Annotated in this window: 25 protein-coding genes and 1 tRNA gene; 10 read left to right on the forward strand and 16 right to left on the reverse strand. The window is 58.1% G+C overall.

All coding sequences use genetic code 11. The annotated features are described in order from the left end of the window. Window positions 1-3: 3 nt before the first annotated feature. The 4 genes from GJU83_RS05950 to GJU83_RS05965 all read right to left on the reverse strand — a co-directional run bounded on the left by GJU83_RS05950 (window position 4) and on the right by GJU83_RS05965 (window position 4,385). Window positions 4-1,128: an HmuY family protein gene (locus GJU83_RS05950; protein ID WP_153633929.1), complete on the reverse strand. Its 1,125-nt coding sequence runs from the start codon at window positions 1,126-1,128 to the stop codon at window positions 4-6. Window positions 1,129-1,165: 37 nt separating this feature from the next. Continuing rightward, window positions 1,166-3,175: a TonB-dependent receptor plug domain-containing protein gene (locus GJU83_RS05955; protein WP_153633930.1), complete on the reverse strand. Its 2,010-nt coding sequence runs from the start codon at window positions 3,173-3,175 to the stop codon at window positions 1,166-1,168. A 145-nt stretch (window positions 3,176-3,320) separates the two neighbouring features. Then, window positions 3,321-3,824, reverse strand: coding sequence for a protein-export chaperone SecB (gene secB, locus GJU83_RS05960; protein WP_064227537.1), 504 nt, complete (start codon window positions 3,822-3,824; stop codon window positions 3,321-3,323). Window positions 3,825-3,968: 144 nt separating this feature from the next. Next, window positions 3,969-4,385, reverse strand: coding sequence for a rhodanese-like domain-containing protein (locus GJU83_RS05965; protein ID WP_153633931.1), 417 nt, complete (start codon window positions 4,383-4,385; stop codon window positions 3,969-3,971). Window positions 4,386-4,532: 147 nt separating this feature from the next. Between GJU83_RS05965 and gpmM the strand changes: the two genes are divergently transcribed. The 4 genes from gpmM to GJU83_RS05985 all read left to right on the forward strand — a co-directional run bounded on the left by gpmM (window position 4,533) and on the right by GJU83_RS05985 (window position 9,550). Further along, complete coding sequence (gpmM, locus tag GJU83_RS05970) at window positions 4,533-6,080, forward strand: 2,3-bisphosphoglycerate-independent phosphoglycerate mutase (RefSeq protein WP_153634413.1); 1,548 nt, start codon at window positions 4,533-4,535, stop codon at window positions 6,078-6,080. 20 nt (window positions 6,081-6,100) lie between these two features. Beyond that, window positions 6,101-7,234, forward strand: a complete 1,134-nt coding sequence (locus GJU83_RS05975) for a murein hydrolase activator EnvC family protein (RefSeq protein WP_069181857.1) — start codon at window positions 6,101-6,103, stop codon at window positions 7,232-7,234. Between the two features lie 97 nt (window positions 7,235-7,331). Beyond that, window positions 7,332-8,738, forward strand: coding sequence for a carboxyl-terminal processing protease CtpA (locus tag GJU83_RS05980; protein WP_069181858.1), 1,407 nt, complete (start codon window positions 7,332-7,334; stop codon window positions 8,736-8,738). Then, window positions 8,735-9,550: a divergent polysaccharide deacetylase family protein gene (locus GJU83_RS05985; RefSeq protein WP_069181859.1), complete on the forward strand. Its 816-nt coding sequence runs from the start codon at window positions 8,735-8,737 to the stop codon at window positions 9,548-9,550. Before GJU83_RS05980 ends, GJU83_RS05985 begins: the two co-directional genes overlap by 4 nt. Here the strand turns inward: GJU83_RS05985 and hisF are convergent. The 5 genes from hisF to GJU83_RS06010 form a co-directional block, all read right to left on the reverse strand. Continuing rightward, window positions 9,547-10,320: an imidazole glycerol phosphate synthase subunit HisF gene (gene hisF, locus GJU83_RS05990; RefSeq protein ID WP_069181860.1), complete on the reverse strand. Its 774-nt coding sequence runs from the start codon at window positions 10,318-10,320 to the stop codon at window positions 9,547-9,549. The two genes, GJU83_RS05985 and hisF, sit on opposite strands and share 4 nt — an antisense overlap. A 9-nt stretch (window positions 10,321-10,329) precedes the next feature. Then, window positions 10,330-11,067 (reverse strand): 1-(5-phosphoribosyl)-5-[(5-phosphoribosylamino)methylideneamino]imidazole-4-carboxamide isomerase, encoded by a 738-nt coding sequence (hisA, locus tag GJU83_RS05995; RefSeq protein ID WP_014578248.1) that lies wholly within the window; start codon window positions 11,065-11,067, stop codon window positions 10,330-10,332. Then, the gene (gene hisH / locus GJU83_RS06000) at window positions 11,061-11,702 is read right to left on the reverse strand and encodes an imidazole glycerol phosphate synthase subunit HisH (RefSeq protein WP_069181861.1); all 642 of its coding nucleotides are present in this window, start codon (window positions 11,700-11,702) and stop codon (window positions 11,061-11,063) included. Before hisH ends, hisA begins: the two co-directional genes overlap by 7 nt. Window positions 11,703-11,773: 71 nt before the next feature. Beyond that, the gene (gene hisB, locus GJU83_RS06005) at window positions 11,774-12,367 is read right to left on the reverse strand and encodes an imidazoleglycerol-phosphate dehydratase HisB (RefSeq protein WP_014578250.1); all 594 of its coding nucleotides are present in this window, start codon (window positions 12,365-12,367) and stop codon (window positions 11,774-11,776) included. 138 nt (window positions 12,368-12,505) lie between these two features. Beyond that, the gene (locus GJU83_RS06010) at window positions 12,506-12,967 is read right to left on the reverse strand and encodes an SRPBCC family protein (protein ID WP_069181862.1); all 462 of its coding nucleotides are present in this window, start codon (window positions 12,965-12,967) and stop codon (window positions 12,506-12,508) included. Window positions 12,968-13,160: 193 nt separating this feature from the next. Between GJU83_RS06010 and GJU83_RS06015 the strand changes: the two genes are divergently transcribed. From GJU83_RS06015 to GJU83_RS06030, 4 genes are all read left to right on the forward strand, one after another. After that, entirely contained in the window at window positions 13,161-15,326 is a 2,166-nt protein-coding gene (locus GJU83_RS06015) for an AsmA family protein (RefSeq protein WP_069181863.1), read from the forward strand. Next, entirely contained in the window at window positions 15,326-16,393 is a 1,068-nt protein-coding gene (mutY, locus tag GJU83_RS06020; protein ID WP_069181864.1) for an A/G-specific adenine glycosylase, read from the forward strand. Before GJU83_RS06015 ends, mutY begins: the two co-directional genes overlap by 1 nt. A gap of 75 nt (window positions 16,394-16,468) precedes the next feature. Further along, complete coding sequence (locus tag GJU83_RS06025; RefSeq protein ID WP_008169302.1) at window positions 16,469-16,741, forward strand: oxidative damage protection protein; 273 nt, start codon at window positions 16,469-16,471, stop codon at window positions 16,739-16,741. Between the two features lie 121 nt (window positions 16,742-16,862). Next, a tRNA-Phe gene (locus GJU83_RS06030) sits at window positions 16,863-16,938 on the forward strand. A gap of 65 nt (window positions 16,939-17,003) precedes the next feature. Here the strand turns inward: GJU83_RS06030 and GJU83_RS06035 are convergent. Together GJU83_RS06035 and GJU83_RS06040 are read right to left on the reverse strand one after the other, a co-directional pair. Then, window positions 17,004-17,189 (reverse strand): hypothetical protein, encoded by a 186-nt coding sequence (locus GJU83_RS06035; protein ID WP_069181865.1) that lies wholly within the window; start codon window positions 17,187-17,189, stop codon window positions 17,004-17,006. A gap of 164 nt (window positions 17,190-17,353) precedes the next feature. Further along, entirely contained in the window at window positions 17,354-17,794 is a 441-nt protein-coding gene (locus GJU83_RS06040; protein WP_069181866.1) for a universal stress protein, read from the reverse strand. A 189-nt stretch (window positions 17,795-17,983) separates the two neighbouring features. Between GJU83_RS06040 and GJU83_RS06045 the strand changes: the two genes are divergently transcribed. Next, on the forward strand, window positions 17,984-18,937 hold the full coding sequence (locus tag GJU83_RS06045) for a calcium/sodium antiporter (RefSeq protein WP_069181867.1): 954 nt from the start codon (window positions 17,984-17,986) through the stop codon (window positions 18,935-18,937). A gap of 12 nt (window positions 18,938-18,949) precedes the next feature. Continuing rightward, window positions 18,950-19,570 carry a homoserine/homoserine lactone efflux protein gene (gene rhtB / locus GJU83_RS06050; protein ID WP_069181868.1) on the forward strand — a complete coding sequence of 207 codons (621 nt, stop codon included), beginning with the start codon at window positions 18,950-18,952 and terminating at the stop codon, window positions 19,568-19,570. 12 nt (window positions 19,571-19,582) lie between these two features. Here the strand turns inward: rhtB and GJU83_RS06055 are convergent, their stop codons facing one another. The 5 genes from GJU83_RS06055 to GJU83_RS06075 form a co-directional block, all read right to left on the reverse strand. Further along, the gene (locus GJU83_RS06055) at window positions 19,583-20,023 is read right to left on the reverse strand and encodes a DUF4124 domain-containing protein (RefSeq protein ID WP_069181869.1); all 441 of its coding nucleotides are present in this window, start codon (window positions 20,021-20,023) and stop codon (window positions 19,583-19,585) included. A gap of 118 nt (window positions 20,024-20,141) precedes the next feature. Beyond that, the gene (gene glcF / locus GJU83_RS06060) at window positions 20,142-21,350 is read right to left on the reverse strand and encodes a glycolate oxidase subunit GlcF (protein ID WP_153633932.1); all 1,209 of its coding nucleotides are present in this window, start codon (window positions 21,348-21,350) and stop codon (window positions 20,142-20,144) included. Window positions 21,351-21,352: 2 nt separating this feature from the next. Further along, window positions 21,353-22,420 carry a glycolate oxidase subunit GlcE gene (glcE, locus tag GJU83_RS06065; RefSeq protein ID WP_153633933.1) on the reverse strand — a complete coding sequence of 356 codons (1,068 nt, stop codon included), beginning with the start codon at window positions 22,418-22,420 and terminating at the stop codon, window positions 21,353-21,355. Beyond that, window positions 22,413-23,885 carry an FAD-linked oxidase C-terminal domain-containing protein gene (locus tag GJU83_RS06070; protein ID WP_153633934.1) on the reverse strand — a complete coding sequence of 491 codons (1,473 nt, stop codon included), beginning with the start codon at window positions 23,883-23,885 and terminating at the stop codon, window positions 22,413-22,415. Before GJU83_RS06070 ends, glcE begins: the two co-directional genes overlap by 8 nt. A gap of 39 nt (window positions 23,886-23,924) precedes the next feature. Then, entirely contained in the window at window positions 23,925-24,350 is a 426-nt protein-coding gene (locus tag GJU83_RS06075) for a GlcG/HbpS family heme-binding protein (protein ID WP_069181873.1), read from the reverse strand. Between the last annotated feature and the right edge of the window lie 5 nt (window positions 24,351-24,355).

Below are 24,355 nucleotides of genomic sequence, written 5' to 3' on the forward strand. Positions count from 1 at the left end.
GGGTTACTCCTGCGCCTGCTGAAGTTCAACCGGCAGCCAGCGCACGGTCGGCTGGCCGCTGGTTCCGTTCTGGTCGTAGTAACCGACAATCTGTAGCGCCCAGACCATGGACTCCGAATCATCGATATCCGCCTTGATCAGGAAGGTCCGGAAGTTTGGCCAGATCTTGTGCTGATCGGTCAGGTTGTAGGCGTACCAGGTGTTATCAGTGAATACCCCGCCGGTTGAGTCCGTGTTGTAAAGCTGGGGAACCCCTGGATCGCTGTCATTGGCTGCAAGCTCGGTCCAGGTCATCGGATCAGAGGCGCCGCCACTGCCGTTGCCGGACACGCCGCTGTTGGATTTCAGGTACCAGTCGCGTCCGGAGAAACCGACCCGGACATCCCAGAGGTCGCTGGTCGCGCAATCAACAACAGTGGCCGAATCAAAATCGAAGCACGCATCGCCGCCGTCGTAGCCTGCGGGCGGCGTGAATGTGACGGGTGTGGCACTGAATTGCGACGCACCGGAGGCCTGCACATCAAACTCCAGCGTGAAATCGTCAATGCCCTGCCCCTCGCGGGTCGGGAAGTTGAAGTCGACAACCCGCATCCGGGCGAAGCTGTCGCCCTCGGCGGATCGCACCAGATAGCCAACGTCCGCCTGTTCGGAGATGACCCCGGTAGTGAAATCGTACTGGGACCAGGCGTCGGACGCCCCGAACGCGCTGGCAAAGGCATCCTCTTGCCAGTTTGCCGGTTCCTCGAGGATGCCCAGCAAATGCTCCTGCTCGGAGTTGGCGGTGGCGTTGGTAAATACGTTCGGGTCGGGATCCCCGTTACCGTCGTAGAAATCGTCCTGGGCGATGGCCAGGGCACCACCAACACGGCCGGTTCCCGACGCACCGCTGTTTACTTTGAAGCTCAACCGGCTGGCAGCGATGTGCCAGTTATCGCCTTCTTCCACCATCGCTCCGGTTTCCAGATTCAGATAGACCGTCTCCGTAGCCGCGGGCATCAACTGCTCGGAAAAGCTGCTGACATCATCCGCGTCGTCCTGTGCAATGGAGTTGTCACTGCCTCCGCCACAGGCCGTCAAAGCCAGGGCGGCCAGCACAATGGCCGGGGGTCTGGTATCGAAAAGATCCATGGATATCTCCTTCCTATCGTTTTTTGGTGGTCAGGCATTATTCCCCAAAAGAAACCGTTAGCCCGGCGTAGAGGAACCGCCCCGCAACCGGTCTGAAATCTTCACTGGCATTGGAAAAGTCGCGCTGCTCGTCGGTGATGTTGTCGGCACCGGCAAACAGCCGAAACTGGTTGGAAATCTGGTAATTCAGTTTCAGGTCGGCTGTGGTATAGCCCGGGGATTCGGTTCCCGCAGCAGCATCCACAAACTCCTCGCTCTGGTACTTAAGCCGCGCACTCCAGGACAGGCCGGTTACCCCGAGCGGACCATCCAGTCCGAGACGCGCCTGATGCCTTGGCCGGCGATTAAGCTCATTGCCTGTCGCCAAATCCTCGGTTCGGGTCAGGGTGTAGCCAGCGGTGAGCCGCCAGTGCTCGGAAGGCTCCCAGCCGGCAGTGGTCTCGAACCCCCAGGTCCTTGCCTCGGCAAGGTTTTCATAGGAGAAAACCTGAACGCCGTCGTTCCGCGCCTGGGTGGCCTCAGTATCCGGTGAGGTCTGGATCAGTTGCTCGATGTCGTTCAAGAAGGCGTTCGCTTCCAGCCATGCAGACCGGTTCCAGGACAGCCCTCCCCCAAACTGATAGCTGATGGATTCCTCCGGTTGCAGCCCTGGAGTCCCCTGCACGACGTAGCCAAGCTGGCTGTGGTCAAAGGTGAAGTACCTTTCCTTCAGATTCGGCACCCGGTATCCGGCGCCAACGCCGCCGCGCAGGAAGCCCGTCAGTGAATCGGTTCGGACCAAGTCGTAGCGTGCATTAATCTTGGGTGCTGTGTAAGTTCCGAAATCGGAGTCATTCTGGAACCGGACGCCAGGCACCAGCTCAAGATGTTCAGTGGGCATCCAGGTATCCTGCGCCCAGGCTTCCTGGCTTTCACGCTGTCGGCGAGGTTCTGCACCGAGCTCGGAAGCACCGTCCTTGGTCTGATCGAGCGTTTCACGGTTGAAATCGACGCCACCCTGCAGGTGATGACTGAGCCCCACTGGCTTGCCCAGATGGGCCGAAAAACGGGATAACGTAGATTCGGCACGACGGTCATCAAAGACTCCGCTGCCGGTGTACTTCAAGGTATCGTCGTTGAGGATCTCCTGGACGGCGGACCAGCCCGCACGAAGATCAGAGTTGCGGCCATGATCTCCAGAGAGGGTATAGCGGGTACGAGTAACCGTTTCATCCTTGCCCTGATTGATAACAAAAGGCGGGTTCTGTTCGGTGAAACGGGACCCTGACTCCTCCTCGAATCGTGCCACCGCGGCGCTGAGGCGATGGTCTTCGTTCGGGGACCAGTCGGTGCGGAAACTGAGATCGGTGCGATCGTATTCATCGCCCGGCCTTGCCCAGGTATCCGGCTCCGGGTCGATGCCATCGGAATGCTGGTGTGACGCCGATAACCGCAGGGCGAATTCCTCACTCCCACCCTGGACCGTGGCTCGAGCCGAATATCGGGCGGGGTCCGCCTCATCGCCCGAGGGATTCTGGTCACCATAGGTACCTGCATCGGTGGTGAACTGACCGGAGAGCCCCGGCGCTGGCGGCCGAGAGATAACATTCACCACGCCACCGATACCAGAACTGCCATACTGGGCAGAGACGGCGCCCTTGACCACTTCCACCCGCTCGATATCGAGCACGGACAACTGGCTGACATCGACAGTCGACCCGGTTGTGGCCGTCATCGGCAAACCGTCAATCAGAACCAGCACCCGGTCGGATTCAACGCCCTGGAGCCAGACCTCGTAACCGGGCTTGCCGTGGATTTCCCGGAGCTGCAACCCCGGAACGTTCTCCAGAGCCTCTTTCAGATTGCGAGCGTGGGTTTTCTCAATCTCTTCGGCCGTAACCACTTCGGTTCGAACCGGAGTATCCAGCAACTGACGCTCCGTGCGGGTTCCGGTAACAACAAGCTCATTCAGGTAACCGGCCGACCGGTTGTCGGCAAGCGTTGCCGTAGAGACCATGGCAACCAGGGAAAGGCAGGACAGAGAGAGATATGATTTTCGAAAATGCATAGATCAACCAAACGGCTCACAATTTAATGCGAACGATTATCGTTTGATTTTAGATTTATATCAATGCCTGGGCTGGAATTTTTGTATAGGCACAAAAAAAACCGGCCGGAGCCGGTTTTTCTATTTCTGCTTCATCTGCCGCAGATCAGTGAGTCTGCTGCTCTTCGTTTGCCTCGCCCGCAGCTTCTTCCTGCTTGCGCTTGAGCGCCTGGGCATAGATGGCATCGAAATTCACCGGCGCCAACATCAGGGCGGGGAAGCTGCCCTTGTTCACAATGCCGTCGATCGCTTCGCGAGCGTAGGGGAACAGGATAGTCGGGCAGTAGGCGCCCAGCATCTGGCCCAGCTGCTGGCCTTCGATGCCCTGAACCAGGAACACACCGCCCTGCTGGATCTCGACGATGTAAGCCACCTTCTCACCCACTTTCGCGGTAACGGTCAGGGAAAGCACAACCTCGTACTGGTTGTCGCTGACTTTGTTGTGGGAGGTATTCAGATCCAGGTTAACCTGCGGCTTCCACTGCTCCTGAAACACAGTTGGAGAGTTGGGCGATTCGAAAGACAGGTCCTTCACATAGATGCGCTGAAGGGCAAACTGGGGTTGGTTCTGGTTGTCACTGCCTGCTGCGGCTTGCTGATTCTCAGCCATTTTCGGTCCTTTCGTTCTCAATCGTGGGCTCGGGGCCCGTTGTTATGGGATGCTCTAGAGCTTGCTGCCGGGACATTTTACGTTCAGGCCGGGCCGGCTAATGTGAAACAGTGCGGCAGAATGATCTTCAGATCAAGGGCCAACCTATTTCTTCACGAGCGGAAGGTTGCTTGCCTTCCAGTCCGCCACACCACCGTTCAGGCGAACCACATTGCTGAAGCCTTCCGCGTTCAGCTGCTTGACCGCCATGGCGGAATGCTGGCCCATTTTGTCGGCAACGATAATCTGCTTGTCCTTGAACTTGCTCAGCTCGCCAACGCGACTCTTGAGACTGTTCAGGGGAATGTTGATAGAGCCGGTAATACGCCCCTCACCAAACTCCTTACGGTCCCGGATGTCCACTACAACGGCTTCATCCTTGTTGATCAGATTGACCGCGCCCTGGGCCGAGATCTTGGCACCGCCACGACGGGACTCCAAAATAAGAATGGCGACCAGAAATGCCACGAACAGCGACACAAGAACGTAGTGGTTAACGACAAATTCAAACAACCGGTCCATGAATTTACCCTGATGATGAGTTTGGCGCGATTATACACAGCCTGCTCCCCGGACAGAAGGTGACGAAACTGGCCAGTAAATGCGAAAATAGATAGACTCGATTTTTGTTTTAGTAAATTTACTAACATTTTATTTCCGGACCGAATGATGACTGCAATGCGCAAGCCGACTGCACTGATTATCCTGGACGGCTGGGGCCACCGAGACCCGGCTGAAGACAATGCCATCAGCAACGCCAGCACCCCGTTCTGGGATCAACTCTGGCAGAGCCAGCCCAAAACCCTCATCAACACGTCAGGGATGTTTGTCGGGCTGCCGCAGGGGCAAATGGGTAACTCGGAAGTTGGCCATATGAACCTGGGCGCAGGGCGCGTGGTCTATCAAAGCCTGACTCGTATCGACAAGGACCTGGAGGAAGGCACTTTCCAGAAGAATGAGGTTCTCTGCTCCGCCATCGACAAGGCCGTTCAGAGCGGCCGCGCCGTCCATCTCATGGGGCTGATGTCTCCCGGTGGTGTGCACAGCCACGAGGACCACATTATTGCGGCCGCGGAACTGGCTGCTGCCCGCGGCGCGAAGGAAGTCTACATCCATGCCTTCCTCGATGGCCGCGATATGCCACCTCGCAGCGCCAAACCGTCACTGGAGAAAGCGGCCGCGAAACTCAAGAGCCTGGGTGTTGGCCGGGTTGCGTCGATTGTCGGTCGTTACTATGCCATGGACCGCGATAACCGCTGGGACCGGGTGGAAGCCGCCTATAACTTGATGACCCAGGGAACCGCCGAGTTCGTCGCAGCTGATCCGGTATCCGGGCTGGAACAGGCCTACGAGCGCGGGGAGAACGACGAATTCGTGGCACCAACCCGCATCCACGCCGCGGGCGAGCCGGAAGGCACCATAAACGATGGCGACACGGTGCTGTTCATGAACTTCCGTGCCGACCGTGCCCGGGAGATGACCCGCACCTTCGTGGAAAAGGACTTTGACGGTTTCGAACGCAAGAAGCACCCGGAACTGGCCGATTTTGTCATGTTGACCGAGTACGCGGCCGACATCAAAACGTCCTGCGCCTACCCGCCGGAGCAGCTTACCAATGGCCTTGGCGAGTATATGGCGAAGCAGGGAAAGACCCAGCTGCGAATTGCCGAAACCGAAAAATACGCCCACGTAACCTTCTTCTTCAATGGCGGCCTGGAAACGCCGTTCGAAGGCGAGGACCGGATCCTGGTGCCGTCCCCCAAAGTGGCCACCTACGACCTGCAGCCGGAAATGAGCGCGCCGGAAGTTACGGACAAGCTGGTAGAGGCCATCAAAAGCGGCAAATACGATCTGGTGGTCTGCAACTACGCCAATGGCGACATGGTTGGCCACACCGGCAAGCTGGATGCGGCCATCAAGGCAGCCGAATGCCTGGACGAGTGCGTGAAGCGTGTTGTCGAAGCTCTGGATGAAGTTGGCGGCGAAGCACTGATTACCGCCGACCACGGCAACTGCGAGCAGATGACCGACCCCAACTCCGGTCAGGTTCACACCGCCCATACGATCGGGCCTGTGCCACTGGTATACACCGGCCATCGAAAGGTTGAGCTGAAGAACGACGGAAGCCTGAGCGATGTGGCACCTTCGCTGCTCACCCTGATGGGGCTGGAGCAACCAGAGGAGATGACCGGGCACAGCCTGGTTGAGATCGGCTGATCCGGGAACGGAACCAACCTTTGCGACTGACCGCAACTCTGGCGCTCACCCTTTTTCTGGGTGCAGCGCCGGCACTCGCCCAACAGGATGTTACCCCGGCCCAGATCGAGGAACTCAAGGAACGCATTGAGGACATCGACGATTGGCTGGAGGACGCCGAAGAAGACCGCTCCTCCCTGGAGCGGCAGCTTGCCGCGACCGAAAAGAACATCAGCCGCCTGACCCGCGAGCGGCGATCCCTGCGCCAGCAGGCCGAACAGCAGCAGCAAAGACTCCGGGAACTGGAGAATGAGGCGCAGGAGCTCACACGAACCCTCGACCGCCAGCGGGAGAGCCTCAAGAAGCAGATCCGCGCAGCCTGGATGGAAGGAGACGCGCCGGCGGTAAAAGTCCTGCTCAATGAGATAGATCCGGACAAGATCGCCCGGACCATGACCTATTACGAATACCTCAGCAAGGACACCGTCAACCGCCTGGAAGCGTTCAGGAAAAGCCTGCAAGAGCTCAGAAACACTCAGGCTGCCGTGCAATCGACACGGGTCGAACTGGCCAGAACCGAGGAAAACGTCGCCAAACGCCAGCAGGAACTGACCGAATCCAGACAGAAACGCCAGCAGACCCTGGCAGCACTCAAAGCCGACATCCAGAACCGCCTGAGCGAACGGGAAGAGCTGGAGTCAGATCGCAAACGGCTGGAAAACCTGCTTGAAGAAGTCCAGCAGGCAATCAACAACATCCCCTCACCCAATGAATCCCAGCCCTTCGCTTCACTGCGCAACAAGCTGCCATGGCCAGTAGAGGGTAAGGTATTGAGCCGCTACGGTGAACGCTATGCCGATGGCAAACTCCGACGCAACGGCCTGCTTATCGGCACCGGGGATGAAGCGGAAATTCGTGCAATACACTACGGTCGGGTGGTGTTCGCCAACTGGCTTCGGGGTTTTGGCCTGATTACCATCATTGATCATGGTGAAGGCTACATGACACTGTACGGCCACAGCAGCAGCCTGTTCACCAGTCCCGGGGACTGGGTGGTTGCAGGTGAGCCCATCGCCCAGGCAGGCCGTACCGGTGGCACCGATTCCCCGGCCCTGTATTTTGAGGTTCGCCACAATGGCAAGCCTGACAATCCGGGCCGGTGGCTGGCGAACTGAGGCACTCGTCGAGGGCTGACAAACGCCGCGGGTAACGCCATACTGTCCGGAGTCAGGGAATCCAGTCCAACTATCGGAATAAAAACAGGATATGTGAATGAAACGGGTCAGAAGTACACTTAACGCCTTTCCATTGCGCAGCATTGCGCTCGCTACCTGTTTCGCAACCGCCTCCGGACTGGCTTGGGCCCAGGATGAAGACACCGCCACCGAACAGCTTCTCGAAGGCATCCAGAATGGTGAACGGGTGGAAATCAGCCTGCCGGATCCCGAGAAGCAGCTACCCCTGGAAGATCTTCGAAAGTTCACCGAAGTATTCAGCCGCATCAAAGACGCCTATGTCGAGGAAGTAAGCGATCGCAAACTCCTCGAAAGCGCCATCAAAGGCATGCTGTCGGACCTTGACCCACACTCCACCTACCTGGCACCGAAGGACTACGAAGAGCTGGAAGAAAGCACCTCCGGCGAGTTCGGCGGGCTGGGCATTGAAGTGGGCATGGAGAACGGCTTCGTAAAAGTGATTGCGCCCATCGACGACACACCGGCCCAGAAAGCGGGCGTTCAGGCCGGGGACCTGATCATCAAGCTTGATGAAAAGCCGGTCAAAGGCATGAGCCTGGAAGAAGCCGTCAAACTGATGAGGGGCAAACCCGGCTCTGTGCTGACACTGACGATCATGAGGGAAGGCGAGACAGGCCCCATTGAAATCGAAGTGGAGCGCGACATCATCAAGGTCACCAGCGTGAAATCCCGCATGCTGGAGAATGGCTATGGCTATGTTCGCATTACGCAGTTCCAGGCGGATACCGGTTCACAGTTCAGGGATGCCCTCAACGGCCTTGAAGACGAGCTGGGCCGTGACCTTGACGGGCTTATCATAGACTTGCGCAACAATCCGGGTGGCGTGTTGCAGGCGGCTGTAGAGTCTGCGGATGCCTTGCTCGATGAAGGGCTTATCGTCTACACCGAAGGCCGTATCCAGAGCTCGCGCCTGCGTTTCAGCGCAAGGGCAGGCGACATCATGGCAGGCACGCCCATTGTGGTGCTGATCAACGGTGGCTCTGCCTCGGCATCGGAAATCCTGGCCGGTGCACTCCAGGACCATGAACGGGCCGTGGTGATGGGCACCCAATCCTTCGGCAAAGGCAGTGTCCAGACGGTGATTCCACTGGATGAGACCCATGCCATCAAGATGACCACCGCCCGCTATTACACGCCCGATGGCCGTTCCATCCAGGCGACGGGAATCAAGCCGGACATCGTAGTACGCCCGGCGGAGCTGAAGGAACTCGACAGCAACCCCTTCTTTACCGAAGCGGACCTGAGCGGTCACCTTGAAGGCCAGAACGAAGGCCAGGAGAAGGACGGCGAAAGCGAAGCAAACGCCGATTCAGGCTCCCTCGCAGACCGGGATTACCAGCTGCGTTCGGCACTGAACCTTCTTAAAGGCATCCGGATTCTGAACCCGAACAAGAAGGACAAGGCAGAAGGAAGCGATCAGTGACAGTAGCGCGTACCCTGCTGGCATTGGCATTCTGCATTACGGCCGGCGCGGTGTCGGCAGAGCCGACACGAACGGCCCTGCCGCCAACCATTGCCATCATCATCGATGACATGGGCCACAGCCTTGCTGAAGGTAAGCGACTGGCAAACCTGGATCAGCCGCTTACGCTGGCCTTCCTGCCCTACCGGCGCCACACCGACAGCCTTGCCCGGCTCGCCCACAAGCAGCACAAGGAAATCATGCTGCACGCGCCCATGGCCAACACCCGCAATTACGGCCTCGGCCCGGGCGGCCTGACCCCGGATATGGATGAACAAAGCATGGTAACCACGCTTCGCCGTGCGTTGCAGTCGATTCCCCATGTGCAGGGTGTCAACAACCACATGGGCAGCCTGCTGACCCAGCAGCTGCAGCCCATGGACTGGGTGATGAAGGAGTTGTTCCGCTACCCGGTGTACTTTATCGATAGCCGCACCATCGCCTCATCCGTTGCTGGTGATGTTGCTGCCGCCTACCGGATTCCAACCATGACCCGGGACGTGTTTCTCGACCATGAGCAAACCGAAGAGTTTATAGACCGCCAGTTCAAACTGCTGATCAAGCGCGCCCGGGAAAACGGCAGTGCCATCGGCATTGGCCATCCTCACAAGGTCACTGTGGATTATCTGGAGAAGCACCTGCCAACACTGGATGAGCAGGGTATCGCCATAGCCACCGTCAGTGGGCTTTGGGCAATGCGTAACGGTAATCGTGAGATGTTTGCGGAGGGAGAAAAGCAGGCCATTCGACCTGCTTTCGCAAAGAAGGATTAATCGCGGACTTCTATACCCTGGGCCTTCATAAAGGCCTTCGCTTCCGGAATGGTGTGCTGCCCAAAGTGGAAGATAGAGGCCGCCAGTACCGCATCGGCCCCACCCTGGGTAACGCCATCAGCAAGGTGCTGGAGCTCTCCGACGCCGCCTGAGGCAATCACCGGCACAATTACCGCATCGCTGATGGCCTTGGTCAGGCCAAGATCAAAGCCGATCTTGGTGCCGTCCCGGTCCATGCTGGTCAGCAGTAACTCACCAGCGCCCATATCTACCATCTTGCGCGCCCATTCAACGGCATCCAGCCCCGTGGGCTTGCGACCACCGTGGGTAAAGATCTCCCAGCGGGGCTCCTCACCCTCTTCACTGACGCGCTTGGCATCAATGGCCACCACAATGCACTGGCTGCCAAAGCGTTCAGCCGCTTCCCGCACAAACTCGGGGTTGAACACAGCAGCAGTGTTGATCGACACCTTGTCTGCACCGGCATTCAGCAGTTTGCGTATGTCATCCACGGTACGCACACCGCCGCCAACCGTCAGCGGAATGAAGACTTCCGCAGCCATCCGCTCAACAGTTTCATAGGTGGTGTCACGACTTTCGTGACTGGCCGTGATGTCGAGGAAGGTAATCTCGTCGGCGCCCTGCTCGTTGTAGCGACGGGCCACTTCCACCGGGTCGCCGGCGTCACGAATATCAACGAAGTTGACGCCTTTCACCACGCGGCCTTTGTCGACATCGAGGCAGGGAATGATGCGTTTCGCCAGAGCCATAAGTCGTCCTTACCCCTTCAACCCGTCACAGAAAGCCTGGGCTTCTGCGACATCCAAGGTGCCCTCGTAGATGGCACGGCCGGTGATGGCGCCGAGGATGCCCTTGTCTGCAACGGTAGCGAGGCGTTTGAGATCATCCATGTTGGTCACGCCGCCAGAAGCGATAACGGGGATGCCACCCTCTTCGGCCAATGCAGCAGTGGCTTCAACATTGACGCCCTGCATCATGCCGTCGCGGCTGATGTCGGTATACACGATGGCGTCCACGCCGTCGTTGGCAAAACGCTTGGCCAGATCGGTGGCCATCACTTCCGAAACTTCCGCCCAGCCATCGGTGGCCACACGGCCGTCTTTGGCGTCCAGACCCACGATGATGTGGCCGGGGAATTTCTTGCACATCTCGGTGACAAATTCCGGCTCTTTAACGGCCTTGGTTCCGATGATGACCCACTGCACGCCTGCCTTCAGATAGGCCTCGATGGTTTCAGCCGAGCGGATGCCGCCACCGATCTGTATCGGCAGATCCGGATATTTGCGGGCAATGGCCTGGACGATTTCACCGTTGACCGGCTCGCCGGCGAAGGCGCCGTTAAGGTCAACCAGGTGCAGGCGGCGGGCACCGGCTTCCACCCAGCGGGTGGCCATATCGACAGGGTCGTCACCAAACACCGTGGAGTCATCCATCCGGCCCTGGCGAAGGCGCACGCATTTGCCGTCTTTAAGATCGATCGCGGGAATTATCAGCATTTTCCAGTCCAGTTTGTAAAATTCTCAAGCAGCTGCAGTCCCGCCCGGGCACTTTTCTCCGGGTGGAATTGCACCGCAAAAATATTGTCTCGCGCTACCGCTGCTGCCAGGTCGACACCATAGTGGGTGCGGCCCGCCATATCGGCGTTACCCTCGGCCTCCGCGTAGAAGCTGTGCACGAAGTAGAAACGGTCCCCGTCGGGAATGTTGTGCCACAGGGGGTGATCCATGGCCTGCTGCACCTGGTTCCAGCCCATATGAGGGACCTTCAGGCGCTCACCATTCTCCGTCAGATGGTCACCGAAATAACGCACTTCCGAGGGGAACAGGCCGATACAGTCAACGCCACCATTTTCCTCGCTGCGGGACATCAGGGCCTGCATGCCAACGCAGATGCCAAGAAACGGGCGATCCTGAGAGACTTCACGAACCAGATCCACCACCCCAAGGCGATGCATTTCCGCCATGCAGTCGCGAATGGCACCAACGCCGGGGAGGATGACACGGTCGGCTTCACGGATTTTCTGGGCGTTGTCAGTGACCAGTACGGTGGTATCTGGGGCAACGTGCTCTACCGCTTTTTTGGCAGAGTGAAGGTTACCCATGCCGTAGTCGATTATGGCAACGGTTTTCATGATTGTTGCGGTGTCCTTGATTGACCGGCCACAACTGACCGGTTAAAGCGAGCCTTCTGGTGACGAGCCTTTTACAACGAGCCTTTGGTGGACGGCGTAATGCCAGCCATGCGCTCGTCCATTTCAATCGCCATACGCAGGGCACGACCGAAGGCCTTGAACACGGTTTCAATCTGGTGGTGGGTGTTTTTGCCCTTCAGATTGTCGATGTGCAGGGTCACCATGGAGTGGTTCACAAAGCCGTGGAAGAATTCCTCGAACAGGTCAACGTCAAAACCGCCCACGGCGCCACGGGTATAGGGCACATCCATCATCAGGCCCGGGCGGCCGGAAAGATCGATAACCACACGGGAAAGAGCCTCGTCCAACGGCACATAGGCGTGGCCATAACGGCGGATACCCTTTTTGTCGCCAACGGCCTGCTTGAAGGCCTGGCCAAGGGTGATACCGATGTCTTCAACGGTGTGGTGGTCATCGATGTGCAGATCGCCCCTGGAAACGATATTCAGATCAACCAGGCCATGACGGGCAATCTGGTCCATCATGTGCTCCAGAAAGGGCACGCCGGTGTCGAAACTGGATTTACCGGTACCGTCGAGATCAATCTCAACGGTGATCTGGGTTTCAAGGGTATTTCTTTCTACCCGAGCCTTGCGTTCGGCCATGGGGACTCCGTGACAATTGAGCGGCATAACGCCGGAAAAATTCTATCCGACGATTATACCTTTTATGTCCGCCGGAGTCCCACAACCGGTTTAATCGCTGCAATAGCGAAACGCGGTTATTCAGCAGACCGGGTCTTGTCAGAAAGCCTTTTTGAGGTTGTTCATGTAGGTGTCCACGAGACTGTTGAACTCGTGTTTGATAACCGGGCTGATTGCCAGTTTGAGCAGGCTTGGCAGGGGCACCGTCAGCTCTGCACTGGTCTGGAATTTCACGGCCGTGGCATTGTCGCCCTTGGGTTTAATGGTCCAGGAACCGCTTACAACGCCGTTGCCTTCGCCTTTTACCGGCTCCCAGGTAATCCTTCCGGCGTCTTTGTCCGAATGGTATTTGCAGGCGTAAACGGACTGGATGGCGTGCTTGTCGACACCAACTTTTTCCATTTCCCAGCGGTAGGTGTTGTCGCCGAGGTCGGTCAGTTTGTGAACCTTGGGAAAGTGACTGGCTGAACGTGGCACATCGGCCAGCAGATCAAATACTTCATCATAGCCTCCGGGAATCTCAAGCTCCCGGTTCAGCTCAATAGAGACGGTAATAGCCACGGCCAACTCCTTCTTGTGTTTATAGGTATCAATGTAGTCGGAAAATCAAGGACGTGTATTTTGGCCCAACACTACCGCATTGTCATACTCCTGCGCTGTTAATTTGTTAACCCTGCGTTATCCTTTGGGTCATTGGCGTCGGTATTCGCCGCGAATACTGCAAGCTCCCAACATTAGGAAGGAAGCCTGAATCATGAAAGCCGTCCGTTATGTGCTGATTGGTATCGTTGCACTCATCGTTCTTGCTGTGGCTGCCGTTGCCATCGCCATGGCCGTGATCAACCCCAACGACTATAAGCCTCAGATTGAACAAGCCGTTGAAGATGCAACGAACCTGGACCTCATCCTTGAGGGCGACATTGGCTGGTCTTTTATTCCACTCGGTCTGGAGCTGAATTCCGTAGAAGCCACACTGGAGGGTGATCGCTTTGTGGCCCTGGAGCAGTTGGTTGCCCAGATCGATTTCTGGTCGCTTATTGCCATGTCGCCACGGGTAAACACCTTCGTGCTGGACGGGTTGGACGCCCGGCTGGAAGTGGACGAACAGGGCAACGGCAACTGGACCAGAATCATGCCCGAGGATACAGCCGGAGCGGCAACGGAAGAATCAGCCGGCACCCAGGATGAGCAGGCTCAGGAAGGTGAAGGAGCCGGCGGCGAGCCCTTGAACTTCAACGTTGAGAACGTTCAGATCAGTAATGCCCAGGTGCACTACACGGACAAGAGCACCGGACAATCGGTCACTCTGGAGAACTTCACCGTTAACGCCAGCAATATCACCCTGGGTTCCGAGTTCCCGCTGGAAATCGGATTCCGGGTTGCCACTACCCAGCCCACGTTTGAAGTGAATGGCAGCATCAGCGCCCGCCTCGCTGCCAACGAAGCGCTCAACGAATTCGCCGTATCCAGCCTGAATGCTGTGTTTGACATGACCGGCGAGCCGTTCGGCGGCAAAGAGGTCACTGCTGAACTTGGCGGCTCTGCCCGGGCGAATCTGGAAAACGAAACCGCCACTCTGAGCGGCTTTACCGCCAGCCTGGCCAACCTGAACCTGTCTACCGATCTGGATGTCTCCGGATTCGGCAACAAGCCAACCCTGAGCGGCAAGATCTCCATCGCTGAGTTCTCGCTGAAAGACCTTCTGAACAACCTCGGCCAGCCTGCAGTGGAAACCAGCGATGCGGACGTGCTTGAAGCCATCGCATTCTCCACCGGAATTGGCGGTCCGGCGGGCAAGGTGGAACTCACCAATCTGACCATCAAACTGGATGACACTACGTTCAATGGCTCTGGCAGTTACAACCTGGCCGATTCGGGCATCGTCTTCAACCTTCAGGGTGACCAGTTGAATGCCGACCGCTACCTGCCACCCAAGGCAGAGGGGGAAGCCGAGGAAGCACCTACTAACCAGGAAACCGCGGCAACTGGACCGGAGGGCGACCTGCTGCCCCTGGAGACCCTTCGCAGCCTGTTGCTGGATATTGATCTGGGTCTCGGACAGCTGATCGTCAGTAACCTGACCATCAACGAAATCAAGGCGAGCACTACCGCGAAAAACGGCCTGCTCAAAATTGATGAGTTCAGCGGCAAACTTTACGAAGGCAGCTTTGGCGCCAATGTGACCATCGACGCCCGCAGCGACAACCCGAAATGGACCGTGGCTTCAGACGTTACCAACGTTCAGACCCTGCCCCTGCTCACCGATCTTGCGGAGGTAGACATGCTCGGCGGCGGTGCGAACCTCAAAGTGAACGCCACCACCACCGGTAACCGAATCTCGTCACTGCGCAGCAATGCTGACGGCCAGATCAGCTTCAACCTGGCAGAGGGCGAGTTCCGTCGCATGAACCTGACCCGCATGGCCTGCCAGGGCATCGCACTGGTCAACCAGGAAGATCTGACAACCACAGACTGGGGCACCAGCACGCCGTTCAACGACATGCGTGGCACCCTGGACATTAACGGCAACACTCTGAATAACACCGATCTGGTCGCCGCACTGGCCGGCATGCGCCTTGAGGGCAACGGTACCGTGGATATGGCCCAGAGCCAGCTGGATTACGAAGTGGGCCTGAGAATCGTCGGTGAGATCCACAGGGACGAGGCCTGCCGTGTCACCGAATACGTGGAAAACGCGGTTATTCCTGTAGAGTGCCGGGGCAACTTCGCCGAGGACCCGGCCGGCCTGTGTTCTTTCGACGGATCCCGCTTCCGGGACACTCTGAAAACCATTGCGGAAAACGCTGCCAAGGCAAAAGCCCGAGAGGAAGTCGACAAGGCAAAAGCCAAGGCGGAGGAAAAGGTGAAAGAAAAGGTTCAGGAGCAACTCGGCGATAAACTGAAAGGTCTGTTCAACTGATGCACGACCGTTTCGCCGACAAGCTGCTGCAATGGTACGACAGCCACGGCCGGCATGACCTGCCGTGGCATCACAACCGGAACGCCTACCGGGTGTGGGTCTCGGAAATCATGTTGCAGCAAACCCAGGTAACCACCGTTATCCCCTACTTCGAGGCGTTCATGGAACGCTTCCCGGACGTCCATGCCCTGGCCGAAGCCCCCGTAGATGATGTGCTCAGCCACTGGTCCGGCCTGGGATACTACGCCCGGGCCCGTAACCTGCAAAAAGCCGCGCAGACTGTTGTTCAGGACTTTGCTGGTGAGTTTCCACAAACCCAGGAAGAGCTCGAATCCCTGACCGGCATCGGCCGCTCCACAGCCGCCGCCATCCTGGCCCAGGCCTTCGGCATTCGCGCCGCCATCTTGGATGGCAACGTCAAACGGGTGTTGGCGCGCTACCATGCGATCCCCGGCTGGCCCGGACAGACCGCCGTCCTCAATCAACTCTGGCATCGGGCGGAAGAGCATACTCCTGAACAGCGGGTGCGTGACTACACCCAGGGCATCATGGACCTGGGCGCCATGGTTTGTACCCGCAGCCGACCGGCCTGCGAGAGCTGCCCGCTGCAAGAAGGCTGTACGGCCTACGCTCAGAATGAAACCTCACTCTATCCCGGCTCCAAACCGAAAAAGGCCAAACCGGAGAAAACCACCTGGATGGTTATCATCGAGGACGGCGAGGGGCGCATCCTGCTGGAGCGTCGCCCTCCCAGTGGCATCTGGGGCGGCCTCTGGAGCCTGCCGGAACTGGACCCGGCTTACGGGGCCGACGAACTTCAGGAGGCCTGCGAGCAGAGCCTGGGGCTGGATTGCGGAGAGCCGGAGCTGATCAGCGGCTTTCGCCATACCTTCTCCCATTACCACCTGCACATTCAGCCGGCCCGCCTGAACGTCACTGGCCGAGCCAACACCGTTGCAGACAGCGATCATCTGAAATGGCTGCACCGCCATGAAGCCCTCAACCTCGGTCTGCCGGCGCCGATCAGGTCGCTACTTACCGAACCGGAGCAAGCTGCCTTGCTTTGATCTGGCCGGCCAACGCCCTCACCCGCAACGATCTGTTATCATCACCGCCAGCAACATTTGCCAACAGGAGCCACCATGAGCCGTACCGTTTTCTGCCGCAAATACCAGAAAGAACTGGAAGGCCTGGACTTCCCGCCCATGCCCGGCGCCAAGGGCCAGGATATCTTCGAGAATATTTCCAAGCAGGCCTGGGAAGAATGGCAGGCCCAGCAGACCATGCTGATCAATGAGAAACATCTGAGCCTGATGGACCCGAACACCCGCAAGTACCTGCAGGCGCAGATGGAACATTTCTTCAATAACGAACCGTTCGACAAGGCCGAGGGCTACGTTCCACCGGAACAATAACCCCGGATTGATCAAAGCCTGAGCATGCCTGAAAAGATTCGGAAATTTTTCCGGCTCAGCCTTGACTCAATACATCGAAACCGGTTTAATAGCGCCCCGTTGCACAGCAGTAGCGCAACATGCCCGGATAGCTCAGTTGGTAGAGCAGGGGATTGAAAATCCCCGTGTCGGTGGTTCGATTCCGCCTCCGGGCACCATTAAGAATTCAGACAAAACCCGCCTCGTGCGGGTTTTGTCGTTTTTGACGCCTGAGAAAGACGACTCACGCGACTCTTTGGGCATGACTCGCCCTGGGATCAATGCGCTCTTCCATCAGCCGTCGTTCACTCATGGCTCTTTTCAGTTCCGTGTAATTGGTGGGGCTCGGATCCTCTTCGTAACGCTCCTGGGCCAGTCTCGCCAGGTCACATTTATCGAGCCATTTCTCAATCAGCTCTGTCGTCTTCATAGCCACCTCGTTTCGTTGAATTCACTCGGTCAGCATAAAGATCTGGCTGCGCCCTATCTCGGTTGTTTTTCGCATGAATTGTGGCGAATCGTGGAGGGCGCGGGGATCAGGAACGAAAAAGCCCGCATGATGCGGGCTTTGGAGTGTTTACCGAGCTTTGCCGTTTATTCACTAACAACTGTCACTGGTCTATGAGCATGCCTCACGACTTTTTCACTGACACTACCAAGAGTGAGACTTCTCAGCATTGAGTCGCCGCGCCGACCGAGAAACATGTGGGAGCCGGGATTTTCATCGAGATACTCGACGATTTCCTTCGCTGGGTCCCCTTTGAGCAGAACCTCCTCAGCCGGCTCAACAATCCCGCTTACCGCCTGCTTCGCGGCATCAAATGCCTTGCGTCCGTATTCGCTGGCTTCTTCGTCTATGTCGCTCTGTGGAATACCACTTACGATCATTCTTTCGACCTTGGTGCCGGGGAAGACGGCAAGCAGTTTGAGTGGCTGGCTGGTCGCTTTGGCAAGCTCCGCTGCCATTTTGGCGGCGTGTGACGAATGCTCTGAACCGTCGCATGCGACTACGATGTTCTCAGTTCCTTGTGCCATGTTTCCCCCTCCTTTTCTGATCAATGCTTGACCAACGTAACATTCCTGGGCACGTCCGGGGGTTGACTGAAATCAATTACCTTGAGATCAAGTGATGGAAGGCAGGGCATTTATACCTATTGCAGGAACCTGTGGCACCATCGATTCTTGCGCTGCCGAGAAGGCAATTGATGACAAGGAGTGACTGAAATGCTGATGGCCATTGGGGCGATCATTGCAGGTCTGATTCTGCTGGTGTGGAGTGCAGACAAATTTGTGGAAGGCTCGGCTACCACAGCCAGCCACTTCGGGATGCCACCACTGCTGATTGGTATGGTTGTGGTGGGCTTTGGCACATCGGCGCCGGAAATGGCCGTCTCTGCGCTGGCCGCGTCCCAGGGCAACCCTGGGTTGGCGCTGGGCAATGCTTATGGTTCGAATATCACCAACATAGCCCTGATTCTCGGCATCACGGCGCTACTGGCGCCAATCGCGGTGCATTCCCAGGTCATGCGCAAGGAACTGCCCATCCTGATTCTGGTAACCGCCTTTGCCGGCTGGCAGCTTTGGGACGGCAATCTGAGCCGAATGGATGCAATCGGCCTCATGCTGGTTTTCGTGGCACTGATTGGATGGAGCATTTACCAAAGCTTCCGGCAACCGGACGATGCCCTGGCGAAAGAGATGACCGAAGAAGTTCACGCCATGCCGTTGCGAAAAGCGCTTTTATGGCTCGTGGTCGGACTGCTGCTGTTGATTGTCAGCTCCCGCATTCTGGTATGGGGCGCCGTTGACCTGGCCACCATGTTTGGCATCAGCGATCTGGTTATTGGCCTCACCATCGTGGCCGTTGGCACCTCACTTCCGGAGTTGGCGTCATCCATTATTGCTGCTCGCAAGGGTGAACACGACCTGGCACTGGGCAATATTCTGGGTTCCAACCTGTTCAACACCCTGGCCGTTGTGGGCATTGCAGGGCTGATTGCGCCCATGTCGGTGGCACCTGAGGTGCTTGCCCGGGACTTCCCGGTCATGGGTGCCCTCACCCTGGTTCTGTTTGCAATGTGCTATGGCTTTCGTGGAGCCGGACGCATCAACCGCTTTGAGGGCGCCGCCCTGTTGCTTGCCTTCGTGGCCTATACGGTGTATCTCTTGGCTTTTTAAGGAGCGTAAAGCATGTCACTTGCAGCCTGGCTGACCTTCCTTGTTGCGGCCGTACTGATCAGTGTTTCCCCGGGCGCCGGGGCGATCAATACCATGAGCAATGGTATGCGTTACGGTGTCCGCCGTTCGCTGCCAGCCATCATGGGGCTGCAGCTGGGTTTCGGGATCCAGATTCTGCTGGTGGGTGCAGGGCTGGGGGCCATCATTGCCTCCTCGAACATCGCTTTGTCGGTCATCAAGTGGCTGGGTGTTGCCTACCTGATCTGGTTGGGCATCTCGAAATGGCGCGAACCGGTTATGGAATCCATGGATGACGACCGCCAGCCCGTGAGCGGCCACAAACGTTTCTGGAATGCAGTGTTCGTGAACCTGACCAACCCCAAGGCTACGGTCTTTCTGGTGGCCCTGTTCCCGCAGTTTCTGGTTGCAGATGCACCCCATGGCCCGCAGCTGATCACCATGGGTGTTACCCTGATCCTGGTGGATTGCCTGGTGATGCTGGGCTATGCCCTGCTCGCCAGCCAACTGTTCCGGTTCATGACCACCGCCCGCCGCCAGCGGCAGATGAACCGGGTGTTTGGTGGGCTGTTCGTTACCGCCGCGGTTGCCCTGGCCAGCTTCAAACGCGCCTGATATCGGCCTGAATCAACGCAGGATGCACTCACGGCTCAGCTTCTGGCTGAGCGTCCTGCGCTGCTGCCGGAGACTGTTCCCCCTGTCGTTGCTATAGCCTGCCCGCAGCTTGGACTGGATCCGCTCCAGTTTGCTTCTGTAGGTTGCGCAGGTCTTCTCCAGCTCGGCATCGGCCTTTTCTTTTGCCGTTGCTCCGGAGCCCGTCGGGCGACCGGAGGCAAGCAGCCCTTCAACCTCTTTGCGGATTCCTGAAACGCGCTTGCCTTGCCCGAGATTCTCGGACATCGGCACCGTGACAGGCGCCTGCACGTCAAGCTGCTTATGGGGAATTTCTCCAGGCGGGTAATCGGAAAAGTGCGCGACGCCCCGGCTGTCTATCCAGGTGTAGACTTCGGCACTGACTGCTGAAGTGAGAAAAAAAGACAAAACGAGACCAGCCATCATCCTTGGCATACGGTTCCACTCCCTGTGGTTCGGTAATTTGGTGGGGCAGTATAACGAAAAAAGCCGCTAACCTGGGGGCAAACGAAAACGGGGTCAGATGAAAAGCTCATCTGACCCCGGATTCAGGCTACTGATCCAGAAGCTCAATCCAGTGCTGTACTGGCACCGGCGATTTGGTCTCCAGGTGCATCTGGCAGCCGATGTTGGCGGTTACAATTCGATCGGGATTGTCGACGGTCAGCGCCTTCAGCTTGTTGCCCAGCAGCTTCTGGCTCATCTCCGGCTGGGTAACCGAATAGGTGCCAGCGGAGCCACAGCAGAGATGTTTGTCTTTGGTGGCCGCCAGGTTGACACCGGCCCGGGTCAGAACCTGTTCAACCACACCATTCTGCTTCATGGCATGCTGCAGGGTGCAGGGGCAATGGAATGCCACCTTGCCTGGGTCCTGGCGAACCTTCAGCTTTTCCAGATCCTGCTTCAACAGGAAGGCGCCAAGATCGGTGCACAGCTCGCTGACCTTTTGCGCCTTGGCGGCATATACCGGGTCGTCTTTCAGCAGATGCCCATAATCCTGAACCATGGCACCACAGCCGGACGCCGTCATGATGATGGCTTCTGCACCCGCTTCAATAGCAGGCCACCAGGCATCAATATTCTGGCGCATTCTTTCCAGGCCTTTCTCGTGCTCGGATAGATGGTAGTTTACGGCGCCACAGCAGCCGGCCTCGGGCGCTTCCACCATAGTAATACCAAGGCGATCGAGAACCCGTGCTGCTGCCGCATTAGTGTTGGGCGTCGCAGAAGGCTGCACGCAGCCTGCCAGTGCCAGCACGATCCGGCTGTGACTGGCTGCGGGCCATGGGCTGGCCTGCTTTCTCGGCGGCACCTTGGTGCGAAGCTTCTCCGGCAACACAGGCCGGAAGATCTGCCCCATCCGAAGCAGCACGCCGAACAACTGACGATTCGGAATCACCCGGGCCAGGGCCCAGCGTAGCCATTTGTCTTTCGGTTTCCGGGGCAGTTCCTTTTCCATAAGGCCACGGCTGATATCCACCAGGCGGCCATACTGAACGCCGGAGGGGCACGTAGTCTCGCAGCTCCGACAGGTCAGGCAACGATCCAGATGCTCCTGGGTTTTTTCGGTGACTTCCGCTCCTTCCAGGAACATTTTCATCAGGTAGATCCGGCCCCGAGGGCCATCCCGCTCGTCGTTCAGCTCCTGATAGGTCGGGCAGGTAGCGGTGCAGAAGCCACAATGCACGCAGGCCCGCAGGATGGACTCGGCTTCCAGGCCTTCCTTGGTGTTGGCAAATTGTTGAACCAGATTCGTCTGCATAATTACAACCAGCTATATAAACGTCCGGGATTGAAGATATTGTCCGGATCGAAGGCATTCTTGATACGGCGCTGAATCCCCTTCAGGGCCTCCGGCTGATGGTGCATCACCTCACCGCTGCGGTCGCCACCACGGAACAGGCTCACCTGGCCACCGGCAGCACGGGCGGCAGGTTCCAGGTCTTTCAGTTCCCCGGCGCCCCGGAACCAGCGCTGGGAACCAGCCCAGTCGATAAACCAGTTACCTTCTAGCTTCGGTGTTTCGGCAGTCGAACCCACCGAAAAACGCCAGAGCGGCACGTCATTACCGGCAAAAAACTCATGGTGCATGTCCTGCACCTGGCGCCAGAACTGGTCGCCCTGCTCCATCACCTCGCCGGTCCATTTTTCAGCCGTGGCTTCCACTCCGGATTTGGCACCGGCCAGGCGCAGATATACCTTCCCGTCTACCCAGCAGGCGGCCGTGATAGGCTTGGGCTCGGCGGCACGGCTATTCATATAGTGAATCACCTCGTCCATGCCCATCTCCTGAACCAGGGTCAGAGAGGCCGCCGGTTTCGGCATCACTTTCATGCTGATTTCGGTGATCACACCCAGAGTGCCAAGGGCGCCGGCCTGGAGCCTGGATACGTCATAACCCGCCACGTTTTTCATCACCTGGCCACCAAAGCGAAGGGGCTCGCCCTTGCCATTCAGCAGCCGGATACCTAGCACCTGGTCCCTCACCGAGCCCGCCCAGGGGCGTCCCGGGCCAGAGAGGTTACAGGCCAGGGTGCCGCCGATGGTGGAGGCCTCGCCGAAATGCGGCGGCTCGAAGTGCAGGCACTGGCCTTCTTCGGCCAGAGTGGCTTCGATCTCGCTCAGCGGCGTGCCGGCGCGAACCGTCAACACCAGCTCTACCGGGTGGTAATCCACGATGCCGGTATGCTCGCCCACGTTGAGGGTGCCGGCATCGGCGTCGGCTTTCCGGCCCATGAAGGCCTTGGTGCCACCGCCGACAATGTTGAGTTTGTGCCCGCTATCCCGGGCCTGGAGCACCTGCTCCTTCAGTTGTTGGGAAATATCAGCCATGGGCGGCTTCCGTCTGCTCGTGCGTGTGTTGTTTGTGCTCAAGGGAGCGATATTCCTGACAGAAACGAAGGGCCGGTACGCCCTTGCCCGGGTTCAGGATACCGGCAGGGTCAAACGCAGCCTTCACGTCGTGGAACTGTTGCAGCTCCTCGTCGTTGAACTGCACCGCCATCTGGCGGATTTTCTCCACGCCCACACCGTGCTCGCCGGTTATGCAGCCCCCCACTTCCACACACATTTCCAAGATGCGGGAGCCAAAGGCTTCGGTGCGCTCGAATTCGCCGGGTACGTTGGCATCAAAAAGGATCAGGGGGTGCAAGTTGCCATCACCGGCGTGGAACACGTTGGCGACACGCAAACCAAACTCTTCGGACATCTTCTCCATTTCCGTGAGCACGTAGGCGATCTCGCGGCGGGGAATGGTACCGTCCATGCAGTAGTAGTCCGGAGAGATCCGGCCCACCGCCGGGAACGCCGACTTACGGCCTTTCCACAACAGGGCACGTTCTTCCTCACTCTGCGAGGTTCGTACCGACGTGGCACCCAGTTTGCGGAACACTTCCTCGGCTTCGGCAATATGCTCGTGGACCTCTTCCTCGGTACCGTCCACTTCACACAGCAGCAGCGCCTTGGCATCCCTCGGGTAGCCCGCCTGGGCAAAGTCGTCCGCCGCGATAATGGCGTGGCCATCCATCATTTCCAGACCACCGGGGATGATACCGTGGGCGATGATCCCACCCACGGCGTCACCGCCTTTCTGTACGTCATCAAACCCGGCCATGACAACCTGAGCCACTTCCGGCTTCGGCAGCAGCTTAACCTTCACTTCGGTAACAACGCCCAGAAGACCTTCCGAGCCGGTCATCAAAGCCAGCAGGTCCATGCCGCAGCTGTCCAGGCCATCACTGCCCACAGTCACCACATCACCCTCGGCAGTGACCATTTCCACACTGAGGATGTTGTGCACGGTCAAACCGTACTTGAGGCAATGCACGCCGCCGGAGTTCTCCGCCACATTGCCGCCAATGGTGCAGGCGATCTGCGACGAAGGATCCGGGCCATAGTACAAGCCATACTGGGCCGCCTCCTCGCTGATCGCGAGGTTCCGAACCCCCGGCTGCAGCCTTGCCGTTCGTGCCAGCGGATCGATCTCCACGATGCGATTGAACTTGGCCAGCGACAGCACCACGCCCTCCTTGTTGGGCATGGCACCGGCACTGAGCCCGGTTCCCGCACCGCGGGCCACGACCGGCACTGCGTTTTCGTTACAGATGCGCATCACTCGCTGCACCTGCTCTACGGTCTCCGGCAGCACCACCAGCAACGGCATCTCGCAATACATCGACATGCCATCGCATTCGTAGGGCTTCATGGTCTCGTCATCGGTGATGACGTAGTCCGGGTCGATAAACGCCCGGAACTGCTCCGCCAGCTCTGCTTTGCTGACTTTTGGCTTGGTAGTCATAGCATTCTCTGGGTATGAATTACGTCTGTGTGACAGTCATCAACCACGTTTTGTTTCAAAGTGGTCGAGACCGGCCTGGGCACAGTCCATATCCTGCTGGGGAGTACCGGAACTGATGCCGATACCACCCACCACATCGCCGTCGACGATCACCGGCAGGCCACCGCCGACAGAACTGATACGCCCGCCCACTTCGGTATGGATACCGAAGGCCAGACTGCCGGGCACGTTCACCTTGTTGTAGTCATGGGTGGCCTTCTTGGCCGCAGCCGCGGTAAAGGCCTTGTCCTGGGCAATGGTCACACTGGTGATCTTGCCGCCGTCCATACGCTCGAAGGCCACCAGATTGCCGGACTCGTCCACCACAGCGATGCACATGGGCACACCGATCTCGCGGGCTTTTTCGGCAGCGCCCTCAATGAGGATGCGCGCGTCGGCAAGGTCCAGTCGTTTGATCGTCAACATAAAGC

The organism is Marinobacter salsuginis (assembly GCF_009617755.1).
Classification (GTDB): Bacteria; Pseudomonadota; Gammaproteobacteria; order Pseudomonadales; family Oleiphilaceae; genus Marinobacter; species Marinobacter salsuginis.

What these genes read in the sequence shown, in the direction of transcription:
- GJU83_RS05950 (WP_153633929.1), bottom strand. Translation starts at nt 1,128, where the DNA reads ATGGATCTTTTCGATACCAGACCCCCGGCCATTGTGCTGGCCGCCCTG.
- GJU83_RS05955 (WP_153633930.1), bottom strand. Translation starts at nt 3,175, where the DNA reads ATGCATTTTCGAAAATCATATCTCTCTCTGTCCTGCCTTTCCCTGGTT.
- secB (WP_064227537.1), bottom strand. Translation starts at nt 3,824, where the DNA reads ATGGCTGAGAATCAGCAAGCCGCAGCAGGCAGTGACAACCAGAACCAA.
- GJU83_RS05965 (WP_153633931.1), bottom strand. Translation starts at nt 4,385, where the DNA reads ATGGACCGGTTGTTTGAATTTGTCGTTAACCACTACGTTCTTGTGTCG.
- gpmM (WP_153634413.1), top strand. Translation starts at nt 4,533, where the DNA reads ATGACTGCAATGCGCAAGCCGACTGCACTGATTATCCTGGACGGCTGG.
- GJU83_RS05980 (WP_069181858.1), top strand. Translation starts at nt 7,332, where the DNA reads ATGAAACGGGTCAGAAGTACACTTAACGCCTTTCCATTGCGCAGCATT.
- hisF (WP_069181860.1), bottom strand. Translation starts at nt 10,320, where the DNA reads ATGGCTCTGGCGAAACGCATCATTCCCTGCCTCGATGTCGACAAAGGC.
- hisA (WP_014578248.1), bottom strand. Translation starts at nt 11,067, where the DNA reads ATGCTGATAATTCCCGCGATCGATCTTAAAGACGGCAAATGCGTGCGC.
- hisH (WP_069181861.1), bottom strand. Translation starts at nt 11,702, where the DNA reads ATGAAAACCGTTGCCATAATCGACTACGGCATGGGTAACCTTCACTCT.
- hisB (WP_014578250.1), bottom strand. Translation starts at nt 12,367, where the DNA reads ATGGCCGAACGCAAGGCTCGGGTAGAAAGAAATACCCTTGAAACCCAG.
- GJU83_RS06015 (WP_069181863.1), top strand. Translation starts at nt 13,161, where the DNA reads ATGAAAGCCGTCCGTTATGTGCTGATTGGTATCGTTGCACTCATCGTT.
- mutY (WP_069181864.1), top strand. Translation starts at nt 15,326, where the DNA reads ATGCACGACCGTTTCGCCGACAAGCTGCTGCAATGGTACGACAGCCAC.
- GJU83_RS06025 (WP_008169302.1), top strand. Translation starts at nt 16,469, where the DNA reads ATGAGCCGTACCGTTTTCTGCCGCAAATACCAGAAAGAACTGGAAGGC.
- GJU83_RS06035 (WP_069181865.1), bottom strand. Translation starts at nt 17,189, where the DNA reads ATGAAGACGACAGAGCTGATTGAGAAATGGCTCGATAAATGTGACCTG.
- GJU83_RS06040 (WP_069181866.1), bottom strand. Translation starts at nt 17,794, where the DNA reads ATGGCACAAGGAACTGAGAACATCGTAGTCGCATGCGACGGTTCAGAG.
- GJU83_RS06045 (WP_069181867.1), top strand. Translation starts at nt 17,984, where the DNA reads ATGCTGATGGCCATTGGGGCGATCATTGCAGGTCTGATTCTGCTGGTG.
- rhtB (WP_069181868.1), top strand. Translation starts at nt 18,950, where the DNA reads ATGTCACTTGCAGCCTGGCTGACCTTCCTTGTTGCGGCCGTACTGATC.
- GJU83_RS06055 (WP_069181869.1), bottom strand. Translation starts at nt 20,023, where the DNA reads ATGCCAAGGATGATGGCTGGTCTCGTTTTGTCTTTTTTTCTCACTTCA.
- glcF (WP_153633932.1), bottom strand. Translation starts at nt 21,350, where the DNA reads ATGCAGACGAATCTGGTTCAACAATTTGCCAACACCAAGGAAGGCCTG.
- glcE (WP_153633933.1), bottom strand. Translation starts at nt 22,420, where the DNA reads ATGGCTGATATTTCCCAACAACTGAAGGAGCAGGTGCTCCAGGCCCGG.
- GJU83_RS06070 (WP_153633934.1), bottom strand. Translation starts at nt 23,885, where the DNA reads ATGACTACCAAGCCAAAAGTCAGCAAAGCAGAGCTGGCGGAGCAGTTC.
- GJU83_RS06075 (WP_069181873.1), bottom strand. Translation starts at nt 24,350, where the DNA reads ATGTTGACGATCAAACGACTGGACCTTGCCGACGCGCGCATCCTCATT.